Source organism: Streptomyces sp. A012304 (assembly GCF_026008495.1).
Lineage (GTDB): Bacteria > Actinomycetota > Actinomycetes > Streptomycetales > Streptomycetaceae > Streptomyces.
This window is the reverse complement of record NZ_BQUN01000112.1, coordinates 80,432-94,944: the sequence shown is the minus strand read 5'-3', so window position 1 is coordinate 94,944 and position 14,513 is coordinate 80,432. Positions and strand designations below refer to the sequence as shown.

Sequence of the window (14,513 nt, the reverse complement as noted above, 5' to 3'; positions counted from 1 at the left end):
ACCGTCCCGGGTCCCACTGTCGGCTGTCGACTGTTAACAGTCGAGAGTTGATGCTGAAGCCGACGCCAAGACCTGTCAAGCCCTACGGCGGAGATCAGACGCGCAATTGCCGACTGTCAACAGACGGCAGCGATTCGGGCTACTCTGATCACTCATGGAGTCGAAGGAGAGTTCGACCATGTCCAGTCAGGCGCTGTCCAGTCTCACCCGCTCGACCACCCTCCGGGAGCGGGCGCTCGTGGCCTTGCGGACGGCCATCACCACCGGCCAGTACCGCCCCGGCGACCATCTCGGAGAGGTGGAGATCGCCGAGCACCTGTCGGTGAGCCGCGGCACGGTACGGGAGGCCCTTCGCCACCTCCAGCAGGAGGGGCTCGTCACCGCGGGGGCACGGGGCATGCTGCGCGTGTCCCAGCTGACGCCGACCGAGGTGCGGGAACTCTTCCAGGTCCGGGAGGCGCTGGAAGGACTCGCGGTGGCGCAGATCATCGCGTCGCCGCACAGACAGGAAGCGGCCGAAGCGCTGCACAAGGCCCTGGAACGACTCCACGACGCCTTCGAATCGGGCGCGGACCTCGCAGCGAAGGTCGAGGCCGACCTCGGCTTCCACCTGCTGTTGTGCGAGCTGTCCGGGAACTCGGTCCTGCTCAAGACCTGGCGGCAACTCGAGGGACCGATGCGTGTGGTGATCATGAGCGCCGCCGGCGAACGCCGGGACGTGGCCATGTCCGTGACCTCCCACTCCCCCATCGCCGACGCGATCGCGCGCGGAGACGCGACGGCGGCCCGGGAGATCCTGCACACACACATGACCTCGGCCATCGAGCAACTGGGCATCGAACGGGAAGGCTCCCGCGAAACCGCCTGACCCCGGCTGGGCAAGCGCCGAGGTGTCGGCCAAGGCGGGCGCGCAGCCGCGCGCCCGCCTGTCGTCCGTCGGTGGGCCACTCGTCCGGCCGCCGAGGCCGGCCCACCACGGTCTCGGTCGCATCGAAGACCACGATCCGACCTACCGAGCGCTCGGGGTCCTGAACGGGTTCACCCGGCTTCACCGGCCAGACGCTCGTCGGCGAAGGCACCACAGCATCCGCTGATTCCTCATGTGGGCGGTCCGCCACATCCCCGGATGGGCGGATCGTCCATCCGGGGATGTGTGAAGAGGGCTTTACCCGATGACGTCCGTATAGCCGTGTCCGGCGATGTCTTCGCCTGCGAGTGTTCCGGCGACGGAGCACACACCGGCGTAGAGGCCGTCATGGGAGCCCGGCAGCCCGCGGTGGGTGATCTCGAGGGACGCGTCGAGGTCGGGGATGGTCAGCCGCCATGCGCCGTTGGCGCGGTCGGTGCGCCGGGCACTGGTGATGGTGTGCGTGCCGTCGGCCTTGAGCTCGGTGAGCCAGGAAGTGCCGTCGCCCGTCGTGTCCCAGACACTCAGGTACCGGCCGGTGCCGAGGTCGAGTCCGAGCCAGGTGAAACGCGGGGGCTCGGTGCTCGCGGTGCTCCACTGGCGGTCGAACCAGGTGCGCCCGCTGACGTGGTACGTGGTGCCCTCGGCGGTGATGGTGCCTGTCGAGGTCAGGCCCGGCAATGCGTACTGCCCGGTGGTCCCACCGAAGAAGGGAAAGAGTCCGGAGCCACCGTTGTAGAGCACGGGCTGCTCGTCACGCCGAAGGGTGAGGTGGACCGACGCGGAGTCCGTGGCGCCGGTGATCTCCAGGTCGTCCAGGTCCCCGCTCATCTCCAGGATCGATGTCCGGATGTGGAGGGAGTCGGCGGACAGCGACACGGCGTCGAGGGCCTCGATCGTCTGCTTCTCGCTGGTGTGGCCGTCGGGTTCCTGGAGCAGTGCGAGGGTGCTGTGGCAGGTGCCCTGCAGGGTCATCGCGTGGATCTTCACCCAGAAGGTGGTCTCGCCGGCGTGGAGTCGGGCCGTGAACCACCAGGAATCCGTCGCGTAGGACGAGTCGGCGGGGAGCTCATCGGCGGCGCTGATCAGTGTGGGGTGCGTCGTGGTCATCATGTCTCCTGTGGGGGGGGATGGCTGTCGCCGTCCGGGAGGACGGACTGAGCCGACGTCGGTCGGGGTCGTGGTCAGACAGCGGCGATGTCGATGGACTTCTCCTTGAACTGCCGGGCGGCCAGGGTCTTCATCACACGCTTGCCGCCCGGACGGCTCGTCAGTGCCTGGGTGAAGGTCCGCACAGCCTTGTCCCGACGGCTCTGCGGGACGAACATCGTCAGGCCCTGTGTACGGCCGGTGCGCTGCTGGAGGGCCATGAAGGGGCGCAGCCGCTGGTCCCATTCGCGCAGGGCCCGGGCGGTGTTGCCGCGGCTTCGCTGCAGCAGGGTGCCGAGCAGGTCCGCGCCGGCCAGGGCGGTTGAGGCGCCCATGCCGGAGTAGAGGGTCAGGCACCATGCGGAGTCGCCGAGCAGGACGACGCGGTCGGTGTGCCAGGTCGGCATCTCCACCTGGTGGACGGAGTCGAAGAGATAGTCGTCGGCCTGCTCGAACTGCTCAAGGAGGTGTTCCAGCACGGGCCCGGTCGGTTCGGGGCCGAAGGCGCGGCGCAGTGACTCGATGGGCGGGCGGCGGAACTGGGCGTCCTCGTCGTCGGTGCGGTAGTTGAACAGCAGGCCGGGCTGATGGTCGGTGAAGGGGAAGGTCCATGCGGAGCGGCCGGGTTCGGCCAGGACGACACCGTCCTGGGGCCGGTAGCCGGGCACGGGTTCCTTGAGGATCGTGGCGCCGATGATGTGGCCGAGCGGCCGCATGAACTCCTGGTCCGGGCCGAAGGCCAGGCGGCGCACGGTGGAGCGCAGGCCGTCAGCGCCCACCACGAGGTCGAAGCGCTCGGTGGTCTCGGTGGCCTCGTCGCCCGCGGTGGTGCGCAGCGTGACGTCCACCGCGTCGGGGTGTTCGTCGATGGCGATCGGTGTGGTGCCGTAGCGGATCTCGATGTGGGGAGCGACGACGTCGTAGAGGGCGGCCTCGATGTCGCCGCGCAGGATCAGGCGGGGCTCGCCGGGCAGGTCGCCGTATCCCATGCCGGGACGGCGCCGGCCCGAGCGATCGATGTCGTAGGTGATGCCGTCGGCGCCCGCCCGGTTGCCGATGGCATCGAGCACGCCCATCCGCTGCGCGGTGGCGCGGCCGGTCTCGAACAGGCCGACGAAGTATCCGGCGGGACGCCTGTGCGAGGCGCGTTCGACGAGTAAGGGCTCCCAGTCGATCTCGCGCAGGCGCATGGCCGTTGCCAGGCCGCCGATACCCATGCCGACGATTAAGGCGCGGGGTGTGTTCATGACGAACTTCTCTCTTTCCTCTCGGGTGGAGTCCTGGGGGGGGGCGGGGTCACATGTGGACGGTGGGTGCGGCGTCGGGATCGTGTTCGGGCACGCCTCGGCGGAAGAGCAGGCCGCAGAGGATCGCGCCGGCCGCGAAGAAGGCGGCGGACCACCAGTAGGCGGTGGAGTAGCTCTCCAGCGCGGACTGGGCGAGCGCATCCGGGGTGGGAGCCTTGCCTGCCAGGTAGTCGGTGGCGGCGCCGGCGGCCAGGGTGCTGAGCAGCGCGGTGCCTATCGAGCCGCCGACCTGCTGCATGGTGTTGACGCTTGCGGAGCCGACGCCGGCGTCGGCCGGGTCGATGCCAAAGGTGGCGGCGCTCATCGAGGGTGCCATGACCAGGCCCAGCCCCAGGCCGAAGACGAGCAACGGCGGCAGGACGTGGGCAGCGTAGGTGGAGTCGGTCTCCAGCGCGGTCAGCCAGACCAGGCCCGCGGCGGCCAGGACCATGCCGAACGGGACGATCGGCTTCGGGCCGAAGCGCGGTGTCAGAACGCTGGTGGCCAGCGTCGAGGAGATCATGACGGCGGCGACCGTGGGCAGGAATGCCAGGCCGGTCTCGACCGGCGAATAGTGGAGGGTCTGCTGAAGGTAGTAGGTCAGGAACAGGTTGAAGCCGAACATGCCGGCGGCCGAGATGAACATGGCGAGGGAGGCGGCACCGCGGTCGCGGTCCCGAAGGATCCGCAGCGGGAGCAGCGGATGTGCGACGCGGGTCTGCAGCCATGCGAACACCGCGATCAGCGCCGCGCCGGCGACGAGGAAGCCCCAGGTGCCCGTCGAGCTCCAGCCGTCGGTCTCGGCATGGGCGAATCCGTAGACCAGGGCGAACAGTCCTGCCGTGACGGTGACCGTGCCGGGTATATCGATCTTCACGCCCGTGTCGCGGCGGTGTCGCGGCAGCAGCACCATGGCGCCGACCAGCGCGACGGCAGCGAAGATCAGGTTGACGTACAGGCACCAGCGCCAGTTCAGATACTCGGTGAGGACGCCGCCCAACAACAGCCCCACCCCTCCGCCCGCGCCGGCAACCGCACCGTAGATACCGAACGCCTTCGCGCGCTCCTTGGCGTCGGTGAACGTCGTGGTCAGCAGCGCCAGTGCGGTGGGGGCCAGCAGCGCACCGAAGACCCCCTGCAGCGCCCGCCCGGCCACCAGGACCTCGAAGTTCGCCGCGGCACCGGCCAGTGCGGACGCGCCCGCGAAGCCGACGAGACCGACCACCAGGGCGGCCTTGCGGCCGATGAGGTCCGCGATACGCCCACCGATCAGCAGCAGGCTGCCGAAGGCCAGTGAGTAGGCGGTGACGAGCCACTGGCGGCTGTCGTCGGAGAAGCCCAGCTCCGCCTGAGTCGAGGGCAGGGCGATGTTCACGATGGTGGCGTCCAGGACCACCATCAGCTGGGCTGTCGCGATGACGGCCAGGATCAACCAGCGGTGGTGATGCCGGCTCGCGCTCCGCTCTGCCTGCGGCGGGCTCTCTTCACTGGTGAGGGTGCTCATGGCTCTCCGAATACGAGGCGTCAAGTGGAGAAGACATCTCCGCTTACTGGGTCCACCGTAGCATCAAACTGGAGATGTCATCTCCAGTTACCGGGTAAGGTAGGAGTCATGAGCCGCCGAACCGCCTCCACCGCACACCCCGAGAGCCCCCCGGCACGCCCCTTGCGGGCGGACGCGGAACGCAACCGGCGGCGCATCATCGCGGCCGCCCGTGAGCTTTTCGCCCGCCAGGGACTGGATGTCACCCTCGACGACGTCGCCCGCCATGCGGGCGTCGGCGTCGGCACGGCCTACCGCCGCTTCGCCAACCGCGAGGAACTGATCGACGCGGTCTTCGAAGACACCTTGCAGCGCTTGATCGCGCTGGCGGAACAGGCCCTCGCCCACGAAGACCCGTGGGAAGGCCTCGTGCAGCTCTTCCTTGCCACCGGTCAGGACTTCGCGGATGACCGCGGGCTGCGAGAGGTCCTACTGGAAGGCACACATGCCAAAGTCCGGGCAGCCGCTGCCCGGGAACGCCTCACCCCCGCAGTCAGCGCTGTCATCACGCGCGCCCAGCAAGCCGGCCAACTGCGCGATGACATCGAACCGTCCGACTTCCCTCTCATCCAGCTCATGCTCGGGGCCGTCACGCAGCACAGCCGGAACGTCACACCCGAGCTGTGGAAGCGCTACCTCACACTCATCCTGGACGGCCTGCGCCGCGAACGGGATCACCCCACCCCTCTGCCCCACCGCGCTCTTGACCAGGAAGAATTCGACCAAACCATGAAGTAGTCATCTTGGTGCGGTGGTCGGCCGGTCCGTGTAGCGGGCAAGCTCTGATTGTGGCCTGTTGAACTCTCCGAGGCCTTGCCACAGTCGGCGGACGTGGTGGTGGTCGGCCGGTCCGGATCGACTTGAGTGTGCGCCGCCCGGCCAGGCCGGACGACTCGGCACGGCATTCACCGGCCCCGGGATCGAGGCGACTGTGCTGACCGGACAGTGACGGCGGCGAGGGCGGGCCCGGCTTGGCCCGCCCCCGCCATGCGGGGCGGGGGGGGGTCACCCCGCGCTCGAGGGGCCGGCTAGCCGGCGATCTTCTGCTTCAGCTGTGCGACGCCATCCTTGATCTTCTGCTCGGTCTCGGTGCGCTTGCGGTCGCGCCTCGCCTTCGCCTCCTCCTTGCGGATGTGGTCGGCGGCCTCCTCCATGGCCTTGAGCTCGGTGCGTACCGAGTCGGACGGGCGGCGTTCCAGGACGGCGTCGTAGCGCATGGCCAGCAGATCCAGGGCCTGGGGGTCGGACTCGCGGACCTCGGCGAGGATCAGGGTGCCGCCGGGCGGCATGTGCTGGGTGAAGAGGGTGACGGTGCCCGTGGCCTCCTCGGCGCGCTTGTAGTCGTAGCCGCTGCCGATCGCCGCTCCGATGCCCCAGCCCGTCAGGACGCCGAGGGGGCCGCCGAGGATGCCGACCAGCGATCCGACGAGCCCGCCGACGGCGGTGTTGCGTCCGGCCTCGGTCTCCAGACCCTCGGGGACGCGGACCGTGCCGTCCTCCAGGCGCTCGATCAGCACGGCGCCGCGGACCTCGACGGTGGCGGAGCTGAGGTGCTTGAGGTCGCTGAGGGCCTGGTAGGCGGTGGCGCGGTCGGCGAAGCGGAGGGCGACGGCGTTCTCGTTCATGGACATGTGGTTCCTCCTTGGGATTCTCGCGCTGCATCTGTGAGACAGTATGTATCGAAGAACAGTTATGAGGCAAGGCGTCTCAGAAATTTTCGAGTCATTTTGTCTCGCAGCCTGCTGTGGATGCAGGCATGGGAGTGGCATCGGTGCGCCGACAGTGCCCAGCACCGCGATGCGGCGGTCCTGGCCGCCCGCCACTCTCCATGCCGTTTCCCGACGTCCCGGCAGGGCCCACGACCGCGCCGGCGTCGATGGCGGAGGTGATGTCGGCGTCCGTGTCGTAGGTGGTCAGGACGACTACCCGCACCTCGGGGTGGGCGGCACGGATGGCGGCGGTCGCGGTCGCGCCGTCCACGCCATCTGCAGGTCCATCAGCACGACGTCGGGTGCGAGTGATGCGGTCTGGTGCAGTGCCTCGGCACCGGTGGCGGCTTCGCCGACGACCGTGAGGTCGGGCTGGGTGGAGAGCATCGCGGCAAGCCCGTCACGGACCACGGGATGGTCGTCGGCGAGGAGGACCCGGATCACGGGGCCGGTGGCATCCCTCATGACGCCGGAGCCATCCGTCCGGCCCGCAGGTCATGCCGCCCGGCCACCTGGTACGCGGAGGCCGGTGTCGACCAGGAGCGGTGCGACACCGTCAGACATGCCCCGCAGGACACGGCCGTCCCGACCGCGGCGGGCTGCGGCCGGGCGGTACGCACGTGCCAGGCCAGGTGGTACCGCGGTACCACCGCGTCCGTGCCATTGCTCTCCTGGGTACCAGGATTCGCGGTTCCCGGACTCCTAGCGTTTCTGGTGACGAAGCCCGGTAGGGGCCGGTAGCCAGATGCGAGGTAGTGACCATGATCGAGGCACAGCAACTGACGAAGCGGTACGGCGAGAAGACGGCGGTCGACCACTTGGACTTCGTCGTCAGGCCCGGCACCGTCACCGGATTCCTCGGCCCGAACGGGGCCGGCAAGTCCACCACCATGCGCATGATCGTCGGACTGGACGCGCCGTCCAGCGGCAGTGTGACGGTCAACGGCAAGCTCTATGCCCGGCATTCGGCGCCGTTGCAGGAGATCGGCGCGCTTCTGGAGGCCAGGTCGATCCACCCGGGCCGGTCCGCGTTCGACCACCTGATGGTGCAGGCCCACACCCACGGTATTCCGCGCCGCCGGGTCGAGGAGGTCATCGAGATGACCGGGCTGCAGGCCGTCGCCAGGAAGCGCGCCGGGGCCTTCTCCCTCGGCATGGGCCAGCGGCTGGGCATCGCCGCGGCGCTGCTGGGCGATCCTGCCACCGTCATGCTCGACGAACCGGTCAACGGGCTGGACCCCGACGGCGTGCTGTGGATCCGCAATCTCCTGACCGGACTTGCCGAGGAGGGCCGTACCGTCTTCGTCTCCTCCCACCTCATGAGCGAGATGGCGCTGGTCGCCGATCACCTGATCATCGTCGGACGCGGACGTCTGCTGGCCGACACCACCGTGCGGGAGCTGGTGCGCCAGTACGGCGGGGACGCCGTGACCGTGGCCTGCGACCAGCCCGCCCGTCTGCGGGAGGTCCTCTCCGGCCCCGGTGTCGAGATCACCGGCGAGGTGGGCTCCGAGCAGCTGCACGTCACCGGCCTGTCCGCGCGTGACATCGGCCTCAAGGCCGCCGAGCACGGCATCCCCCTGTTCGAGCTCAGCTCCAGGACCGTCTCCCTGGAGCAGGCGTTCATGGAACTGACCCACGACGCCGTCGAGTACCACGGCGCCTCCACCATCGACACCCCTGGGAGGGCGGCATGACCACGATGACCGAGACCCGCAGCGCGACCCCGTCCTCGCCCGAGGCCCCACAACAGGCACGCCCGCGGTACCAGGTCACCGGCCTTCGGGTACTGCGCTCGGAGTGGGCCAAACTGTGGACCCTTCGATCCACCTGGATCACCCTGGCCGTGGGCCTGGTGCTCCTGATCTCGTTCGGTGTCATCGCCGCCGCGCAGTACGGGTCCGGCAGCGGCCTCGACGACGGCGGCCCGGGCGGGGACCTGAGCAACGCCGACGCGCTGGGCCTGTCCCTGTTCGGTATCTCCGTCGCGCAGATGGCGTTCGGCATTCTGGGCGTGATGGTCACCGCCGGCGAGTACTCCACCGGCATGATCCGCTCCACGCTCGCCGCCGTCCCGCGCCGGCTGCCGGTGCTGTGGTCGAAGTCGGCGGTGTTCGGCCTTTCCACCTTCGCCCTGGGCACCATCGGCGCCGTCGTCGCCTTCCTGATCGGGAACGAACTGGTGTCCGGCACCGCGGCGGAACTCTCGCTGTCCGACTCCGGCGTCGTCCGCAGCCTGCTGGGCGCCGGCCTGTACCTGGGCCTGATCGGTGTGATCGGTGCCGCGCTGGGCGCGCTGTTCCGCTCCGTGGCGGGCGGCATCGCCGTCCTGGTCGGCGTACTGATGCTGGTGCCCGGTCTGATCTCGCTGCTGCCCAACTCGTGGGAGGACAACGTCAGCAAGCTCCTGCCCAGCAACGCGGGCGAGTCGCTGTACTCGCTGACCCACGACGCGGCGAGCCTTTCGCCGACCGCCGCTCTCCTGGTCCTTGTGGGCTGGACCGCGCTGGCACTGGCAGGCGCCGCGTACCGTCTGGTACGCACCGATGCGTGACGCGGCCCTCCCTTTCGGGCGGTGCGGTACCGGTGCCTGGCCGGTCACCGTGCCGCCCGGCAGCTGTGAGCCACCACCGACAAGGGGGCACCCATGAGCACCGACGACATCACCCCGCCGGGGACAGCCTTCCACCCGTCACCGGCAGGGATCGAGGCCATCTGGGACCACCCGCTGGTCAGGCAGGTGTCCTGTATCGGGCAGCGCCTGCGGCAGATCGACCGGAATCGTCCGTGGCTGCTGGACGCCGGTGTGGTCGTCGCCCTGATCCCTCTGTTGTGCGTGCCCGACCTGCTGTCCCACAACCGCCCGGAGGAATTCGACGTCGACTTCACCCGCCTGCCCTGGCAGGGGACGATCGCGCTGCAGGCGGGACTGGTGCTGCCCCTGCTGTGGCGGCGCAGAAAGCCCGCCCCCACGTTCGCGGTGATCGTCACGGTGTTCCTCGTCGAGTGCGCTCTGGGGGTCTGGCTCCGCGCCGGCATGGCCGCGCTGATCGCTCTCTACCACCTCGCGCTGCACGGGCGGCTGCGCCATCTGCCCGTGGCCTGCGCCATGTTGGGGCTCGCCCTGGGACTGGTCGCCCTGCGGCTGCGAGGCGAGCTGTCGATCGTGGACGGGCTGTTCTTCCTGGGCACCACCGTCGTCGCCGCGGTCGCGCTGGGTCTCGCCGTACGCGTCCGCCGGGCCCAGTTGGCGGCGTTGCACGACCGCGCGGCCCGCCTGGAGATCGAACGCGACCAGCGCAGCCAACTGGCCGCCGCCGCCGAACGCACCCGAGTCGCCCGCGAGATGCACGACATCGTCGGCCACAACCTCTCCGTCATCATCACCCTCGCCGACGGCGGCGCACGGGCGGCCGACATCACCCCCGAACGCGGCAAGCAGGCCCTGCTCATGATCGGTGACACCGGACGCCAGGCAATGGGTGAACTGCGCCGCACCCTCGGCCTCCTGCGCGACCACCACGCCGCCTCCGACACCGCCCAGCTCAGCCCGCAGCCCCGCCTCGCGGACATCGACGCCCTGTGCGCCCGTATCCGCGCCGCCGGCCCGCAGGTCGTCTACCGCACCAGCGGCGAGCTGGACAGCCTCGACCGCGGTGTCCAGCTGACCGTCTACCGTATCGTCCAGGAAGCACTCACCAACGCCCTCAAACACGCGGGTCGCGACACACGGATCGACCTGACGGTGACCGCCCGGGAGATGGAACTGCGCATCGACGTCCAGGACACCGGCCCGGGTCCGGGAGCCACCCGGCCGGAACACCCCCGCGACCAAGGACAAGGCCTGACCGGTATGAGAGAACGTGCCGCGCTGTACAACGGGACCGTCACCGCGGGACCCGCTCCCGGCGGAGGCTGGGCGGTGCGAGTCGCCCTCGACCTCACCCCGATCACCGGTCTCCCCCGTCCTGCCCACGCGGGCGGTACGCAGTGACCACCGTCCTCATCGTGGACGACCAGCCGCTGCAACGCTTCGGTTTCCGCATGCTCCTGGAGAGCTCCCCCGGCACCGAGGTCGTCGGTGAAGCGGAACACGGCGGCGAGGCCGTCCGCATGGCCGCCGAACTCCGCCCCGACGTGATCCTCATGGACGTCCGGATGCCCGGCATGGACGGCATCGAGGCCACCCGCCGCATCATCGCCTCCGGCGGCCGCTCCCGCGTCCTCGTCCTGACCACCTTCGACCTCGACGAATACGCCCACTCCGCCCTGCGTGCCGGAGCCAGCGGGTTCCTCCTCAAGGACGCCCGACCCGATGAACTCCTCGCCGGGATCCGCGCGGTCGCCGGAGGCGACGCCGTCATCGCCCCCGCACTCACCCGCCGGCTGCTGGACGCCTACGCCCATCACCTGCCCCAGACCTCGCCCAGCCGCACACCCGACGACGACCCCAGGGTTCGCTCGCTGACCGAACGCGAGCGCGAGATCTTCGTCGCCATCGGTCAGGGCTGGACCAACGGTGAGATCGCCGAGCGTCTGGTGCTGTCGGAGTCCACCGTGAAGACGTATGTCGGCCGTGTCCTGGCGAAGCTGGGAGCCCGCGACCGCATCCAGGCCGTCATCCTCGCCTACGACCTGGGGCTCGCCCGCCCGCGCCCACCCGAGTGAGGCACGAAGGGCCGGTGGCGCCTGCCCCGCGCCGACGATGAGCGTCAGGCGTCATCCGCCGTTCTCAGGAACCCGTCGTTTCGGGCCGTACCAGCTCTGACCGCGTCCGCCCGGCTTCCACGGCCGCCACTCAGCGGCGTGACAACGGTGTGTGCCTTCGGGGATCACTCCGTCGCGGCCCCGCGCAGTGGACGCAAGGCGTCGGTCACCCGGACTAGTTCGTCGAGCATCGCCGTCGCGGAGCCGGTCATGATGTCGTTCGGCACCAGGCCCTCCGCGCGGAGCGCCGAGCCGGCCGGTGAGGTCCCACAGATACGTGGCCGGGTCGGCGGGGGTGCCGAGAGCGCGGCCCAGCGCTGCCGGCGCCTTGGGCGCCGCGTCCTGGTTTGTCCACGGTGCCCGGTAGTCGAGGACGTGCGGGAGGACCACGGTGTGGGTGGGGGCGTGCGGCCGGTCGAGGGTGCCGCCGAGGGCGTGGCACAGCTTGTGGTGCAGGGACATGGTGGTGACCCCGAGGCAGGCGCCGCACAGCCAGGCGCCGTACTGGGCACGGGCGCGGGCGTCCAGGCCGGTGCCGTCGGCGACGACGTCCGGGAGTGCGGCGGCCAGCGCGCGCACGCCCTCTCCTCGGCCATCAGGTCGATGATCGGTGAGGCGTCCGGCGCGTAGAGGGCCTCGACCGCGTGCGGGATCGCGTTGATGCCGCTGGTCACGGAGACGGCCGCGGGCAGAGTCGCGGTGAGCGCGGGGTCGTACAGCACCGAGACCGGCAGGACGCGGGGGGCCTGGCCGGTGCGTTGGACGCCGTTCTCCGTCAGGCCCCACACCGGTGTCATCTCGGACCCGGCGTACGTCGTCGGTACGGTGATGACGTACCTGCGCAACGTCCGTCTGGGCCGTGTCCACGCCGAACTCCTCACGGGCGCCACGGGGGTCACCGAAGTGGCCGGGCGGTGGGGCTTCACCCATCTGAGCCGCTTCTCCGCCGCCTACCGCCGACGCTTCGGCGCCGCGCCGTCCGAGACACTGGCCAGGTCCGGCGGCCGGGATGGTGGTGAGCGAAGGTGACTGGGTACGGCGGCGAACGTATGCCGAGATCGCCGGCATCGCGGCGGCTGCCCTCACCAGAGCGAGGTTCCTCGTCCTCTTCCACCAGGCCGCGGCCGAGTGCCAGCGCCTCCGCGCATGCTCCCCGCGAGCCCTGGGGTGCTGCCAGGACCCCGCGCAGCGAGAGGAAGAAACCTCCGCGTCGAGGGTGCACCACCGTCTGCTCAGACGTTCCGTTCCTGCCAGGCGCGAACGTAGGCGCGGCCGTAGTCGTTGCCGTGCGGTGTACGCAGCACGGTGTGGATGTGGAACGGTTTCGGAGTGTCGTAGTCCAGGAACACGCCGCAGTGGTGGTCGAGTTCGGCGATGAGCACCGGCGACTGGAGCCGGTAGTAGAAGACGTCGCCCACCTCGTGCCCGCCGATCCAGCTGAACCAGGTCGCGTCGAGGTGCTCGCGGATCTCGCGCATCCGGGCCGCGCGCGGGCCGTCGGGCAGCAGCGACACGAACGACTCGGCGATGTCCAGGAGCAGTTCGCGGGCCCGCTCCGGCATGTCAGCGGCGCGGAGGCCCTCGACGGGGATCACGCGGTTGTCCTGGAAGGCGCCGGCGAGGTGCCGTTCGTCTCCGGGGTGGATACGGCCGGGCGGCATCGCGGGATCGACCATCCGCTCGTACACGGTCGCGGTGACCCTCTGGTCCGTCGGCAGCGCGGCCATCAGATCCGTGCCGAGCCGGATCCGGTCGGTGAGGGCCACCGTGCCGGCGCGGGGACCGTCGTCGATCTCGTTGGGTTCGGCACCGAGGAAGACGGGGCTGACGACCATGCGCCCCTCGACGAGCAGGCAGTGGACGGCGCAGTGGTGGCCGAACAGCTGCCAGCCCCACGGCGCTTCGGCGTCCGGGTCGCCGTACAGCGCGACGTTGTAGCTGAACTCGTTGAGGATGCTCTCCAGTCCCACGACCTCGCCGAGGAAGCCGTTGATCAGCATCATGTCGTGCACCAGGCGGTAGCCCTCGGGACTCAGCGACGCCTCGACCAGGGCGAGGGCCTTCTTCCGGACCTCGGGGGGCTGGAACTCCAGGCGGAGGCCGGTGTCGAACTGCAGGAACTCCGGGTTGGCCCAGGTCTGCCACTGCACCGCGTCCACCGGGTGCGACAGCCTGGCACGGGCGTCCTCGTCCAGCTCCGCCAGCAGGTCCCGCGCCGCGGCGACCATGTCGGCCACGGGAGCCTCCTCACCGGGGCGGGACGGCTCCCAGGTATGCACCTCGGGCCGTAGCGTGCCGTCCTCGGTCACGCCGCGGAAATCGGCGAGGTGCAGGGGCTCCCAGCCGCGGATCAGCCCGCCGGTAAACGGGTCCTCCTTGGCCGCCTCCCGGTATGCGTAGGCGTCCAGGCCCCTGATCGAGGCAAGACGCGGCGAGTCGGGTGCATAGAGGTACTTGCGGTACTCGGCCGGCGACATGGCGGCTCCCCTGCGGTCAGTCGGTGTGGTTGTGACGCGCGACGGCCACGCGGACCGCGGCCTCGTCCCCGGCTGCGATCGCCTCCACCAGCTCGGCGTGGATCCGCAGCCGCGTCGCGCGGTAGGCGTCGGCGTCCCGGTCGGCGGTGCGCGCGGTGGACGACGTGAGGTGCCCGAGCGTGCCGATGTAGACGGCGCGGGCCATCGAGTTCGGGCACAGCTGCGCGATGCGCTCGTGCAGCTTCCAGTTGGCCCGCATGAGGCCGTCCCAGTCCGGCGCGGCCGCCATCTCGTCCAGGCAGGCCCGCAGCGCCGGGATGTCGCCCGCGCCCGCGCACCGGGCGGCGCCGATGGCGATCAACTCCTCCAGATGGTTGCGCAGTTCGATGGCGTCCGCGACCGTGCCCGGCTCCCCCGCGACGCTGAGCAGCGTGTGCCGCAACCGGACCACCGGGCTCTGGTCGGCGACGAACAGGCCGCCGCCCCGGCCTGGGCGGATCTCCAGTACGCCACGGTCGCGCAGGAGCCGGATGGCTTCGCTGACCGTGGCGCGGGCCAGACCGGACTCCTGCCGGATCTCCTCGATGGTGCCGACCGACGTGCCGGGACTCAGTTCGCGCATGCGCCCCTCGATCGCCGCGGCGAGTTGCTCGGCGCGCGTGCCGCCCGGAGCACTCAGACCGGCCAGCAGGGCGCGTTTCTCGGTGACCATGACGACATTGAACCATAAAGGTT

Annotated in this window: 13 protein-coding genes and 2 pseudogenes; 7 read left to right on the top strand and 8 right to left on the bottom strand. The window is 70.2% G+C overall.

Going from position 1 to position 14,513, the window contains the following annotated elements; genetic code table 11:
* The first annotated feature begins 178 nt into the window (after positions 1-178).
* Positions 179-868 (top strand): GntR family transcriptional regulator, encoded by a 690-nt coding sequence (locus ALMP_RS29150; RefSeq protein ID WP_264933639.1) that lies wholly within the window; start codon positions 179-181, stop codon positions 866-868.
* 297 nt (positions 869-1,165) lie between these two features.
* Here ALMP_RS29150 and ALMP_RS29145 read toward each other — a convergent pair whose 3' ends face one another.
* From ALMP_RS29145 to ALMP_RS29135, 3 genes are all read right to left on the bottom strand, one after another.
* Complete coding sequence (locus ALMP_RS29145; protein ID WP_264933637.1) at positions 1,166-2,020, bottom strand: lipocalin-like domain-containing protein; 855 nt, start codon at positions 2,018-2,020, stop codon at positions 1,166-1,168.
* A gap of 71 nt (positions 2,021-2,091) precedes the next feature.
* Positions 2,092-3,303, bottom strand: a complete 1,212-nt coding sequence (locus tag ALMP_RS29140; RefSeq protein ID WP_264933635.1) for an FAD-dependent monooxygenase — start codon at positions 3,301-3,303, stop codon at positions 2,092-2,094.
* A gap of 49 nt (positions 3,304-3,352) precedes the next feature.
* Complete coding sequence (locus tag ALMP_RS29135) at positions 3,353-4,846, bottom strand: MFS transporter (RefSeq protein WP_264933634.1); 1,494 nt, start codon at positions 4,844-4,846, stop codon at positions 3,353-3,355.
* 108 nt (positions 4,847-4,954) lie between these two features.
* Between ALMP_RS29135 and ALMP_RS29130 the strand changes: the two genes are divergently transcribed.
* A complete protein-coding gene (locus tag ALMP_RS29130) occupies positions 4,955-5,623 on the top strand; it encodes a TetR/AcrR family transcriptional regulator (RefSeq protein ID WP_264933633.1) in 669 nt (222 codons plus the stop codon).
* A 290-nt stretch (positions 5,624-5,913) separates the two neighbouring features.
* Here the strand turns inward: ALMP_RS29130 and ALMP_RS29125 are convergent, their stop codons facing one another.
* Positions 5,914-6,516: a hypothetical protein gene (locus ALMP_RS29125; protein WP_264933632.1), complete on the bottom strand. Its 603-nt coding sequence runs from the start codon at positions 6,514-6,516 to the stop codon at positions 5,914-5,916.
* Between the two features lie 232 nt (positions 6,517-6,748).
* Positions 6,749-7,059 (bottom strand): annotated as a pseudogene (locus tag ALMP_RS29120) (response regulator transcription factor); the annotation flags it as partial.
* Positions 7,060-7,355: 296 nt separating this feature from the next.
* Between ALMP_RS29120 and ALMP_RS29115 the strand changes: the two are divergent.
* From ALMP_RS29115 to ALMP_RS29100, 4 genes are all read left to right on the top strand, one after another.
* The gene (locus ALMP_RS29115; protein ID WP_264933630.1) at positions 7,356-8,291 is read left to right on the top strand and encodes an ATP-binding cassette domain-containing protein; all 936 of its coding nucleotides are present in this window, start codon (positions 7,356-7,358) and stop codon (positions 8,289-8,291) included.
* On the top strand, positions 8,288-9,148 hold the full coding sequence (locus tag ALMP_RS29110) for an ABC transporter permease (protein ID WP_264933628.1): 861 nt from the start codon (positions 8,288-8,290) through the stop codon (positions 9,146-9,148). Before ALMP_RS29115 ends, ALMP_RS29110 begins: the two co-directional genes overlap by 4 nt.
* A 93-nt stretch (positions 9,149-9,241) precedes the next feature.
* Positions 9,242-10,588 carry a sensor histidine kinase gene (locus tag ALMP_RS29105; RefSeq protein WP_264933625.1) on the top strand — a complete coding sequence of 449 codons (1,347 nt, stop codon included), beginning with the start codon at positions 9,242-9,244 and terminating at the stop codon, positions 10,586-10,588.
* A complete protein-coding gene (locus ALMP_RS29100; protein WP_264933623.1) occupies positions 10,585-11,262 on the top strand; it encodes a response regulator transcription factor in 678 nt (225 codons plus the stop codon). Before ALMP_RS29105 ends, ALMP_RS29100 begins: the two co-directional genes overlap by 4 nt.
* 276 nt (positions 11,263-11,538) lie before the next feature.
* Here the strand turns inward: ALMP_RS29100 and ALMP_RS29095 are convergent.
* Positions 11,539-12,134 (bottom strand): annotated as a pseudogene (locus ALMP_RS29095) (iron-containing alcohol dehydrogenase); the annotation flags it as partial.
* On the opposite strand from ALMP_RS29095, the gene ALMP_RS29090 reads away from it, so the two are divergent.
* Positions 12,130-12,330 (top strand): helix-turn-helix domain-containing protein, encoded by a 201-nt coding sequence (locus tag ALMP_RS29090; RefSeq protein WP_264933621.1) that lies wholly within the window; start codon positions 12,130-12,132, stop codon positions 12,328-12,330. The pseudogene ALMP_RS29095 and the gene ALMP_RS29090 sit on opposite strands and share 5 nt — an antisense overlap.
* Before the next feature lie 203 nt (positions 12,331-12,533).
* Here the strand turns inward: ALMP_RS29090 and ALMP_RS29085 are convergent, their stop codons facing one another.
* The gene (locus tag ALMP_RS29085; protein WP_264933619.1) at positions 12,534-13,778 is read right to left on the bottom strand and encodes a DUF3500 domain-containing protein; all 1,245 of its coding nucleotides are present in this window, start codon (positions 13,776-13,778) and stop codon (positions 12,534-12,536) included.
* A gap of 16 nt (positions 13,779-13,794) precedes the next feature.
* On the bottom strand, positions 13,795-14,490 hold the full coding sequence (locus ALMP_RS29080; RefSeq protein WP_264933617.1) for a FadR/GntR family transcriptional regulator: 696 nt from the start codon (positions 14,488-14,490) through the stop codon (positions 13,795-13,797).
* Between the last annotated feature and the right edge of the window lie 23 nt (positions 14,491-14,513).

Bases quoted from the DNA above. Each gene is read 5' to 3' on its own strand.
- ALMP_RS29110 (WP_264933628.1), top strand. From the start codon at position 8,288: ATGACCACGATGACCGAGACCCGCAGCGCGACCCCGTCCTCGCCCGAG.
- ALMP_RS29145 (WP_264933637.1), bottom strand. From the start codon at position 2,020: ATGATGACCACGACGCACCCCACACTGATCAGCGCCGCCGATGAGCTC.
- ALMP_RS29130 (WP_264933633.1), top strand. From the start codon at position 4,955: ATGAGCCGCCGAACCGCCTCCACCGCACACCCCGAGAGCCCCCCGGCA.
- ALMP_RS29150 (WP_264933639.1), top strand. From the start codon at position 179: ATGTCCAGTCAGGCGCTGTCCAGTCTCACCCGCTCGACCACCCTCCGG.
- ALMP_RS29135 (WP_264933634.1), bottom strand. From the start codon at position 4,846: ATGAGCACCCTCACCAGTGAAGAGAGCCCGCCGCAGGCAGAGCGGAGC.
- ALMP_RS29085 (WP_264933619.1), bottom strand. From the start codon at position 13,778: ATGTCGCCGGCCGAGTACCGCAAGTACCTCTATGCACCCGACTCGCCG.
- ALMP_RS29140 (WP_264933635.1), bottom strand. From the start codon at position 3,303: ATGAACACACCCCGCGCCTTAATCGTCGGCATGGGTATCGGCGGCCTG.
- ALMP_RS29115 (WP_264933630.1), top strand. From the start codon at position 7,356: ATGATCGAGGCACAGCAACTGACGAAGCGGTACGGCGAGAAGACGGCG.
- ALMP_RS29105 (WP_264933625.1), top strand. From the start codon at position 9,242: ATGAGCACCGACGACATCACCCCGCCGGGGACAGCCTTCCACCCGTCA.
- ALMP_RS29080 (WP_264933617.1), bottom strand. From the start codon at position 14,490: ATGGTCACCGAGAAACGCGCCCTGCTGGCCGGTCTGAGTGCTCCGGGC.
- ALMP_RS29125 (WP_264933632.1), bottom strand. From the start codon at position 6,516: ATGTCCATGAACGAGAACGCCGTCGCCCTCCGCTTCGCCGACCGCGCC.
- ALMP_RS29090 (WP_264933621.1), top strand. From the start codon at position 12,130: ATGACGTACCTGCGCAACGTCCGTCTGGGCCGTGTCCACGCCGAACTC.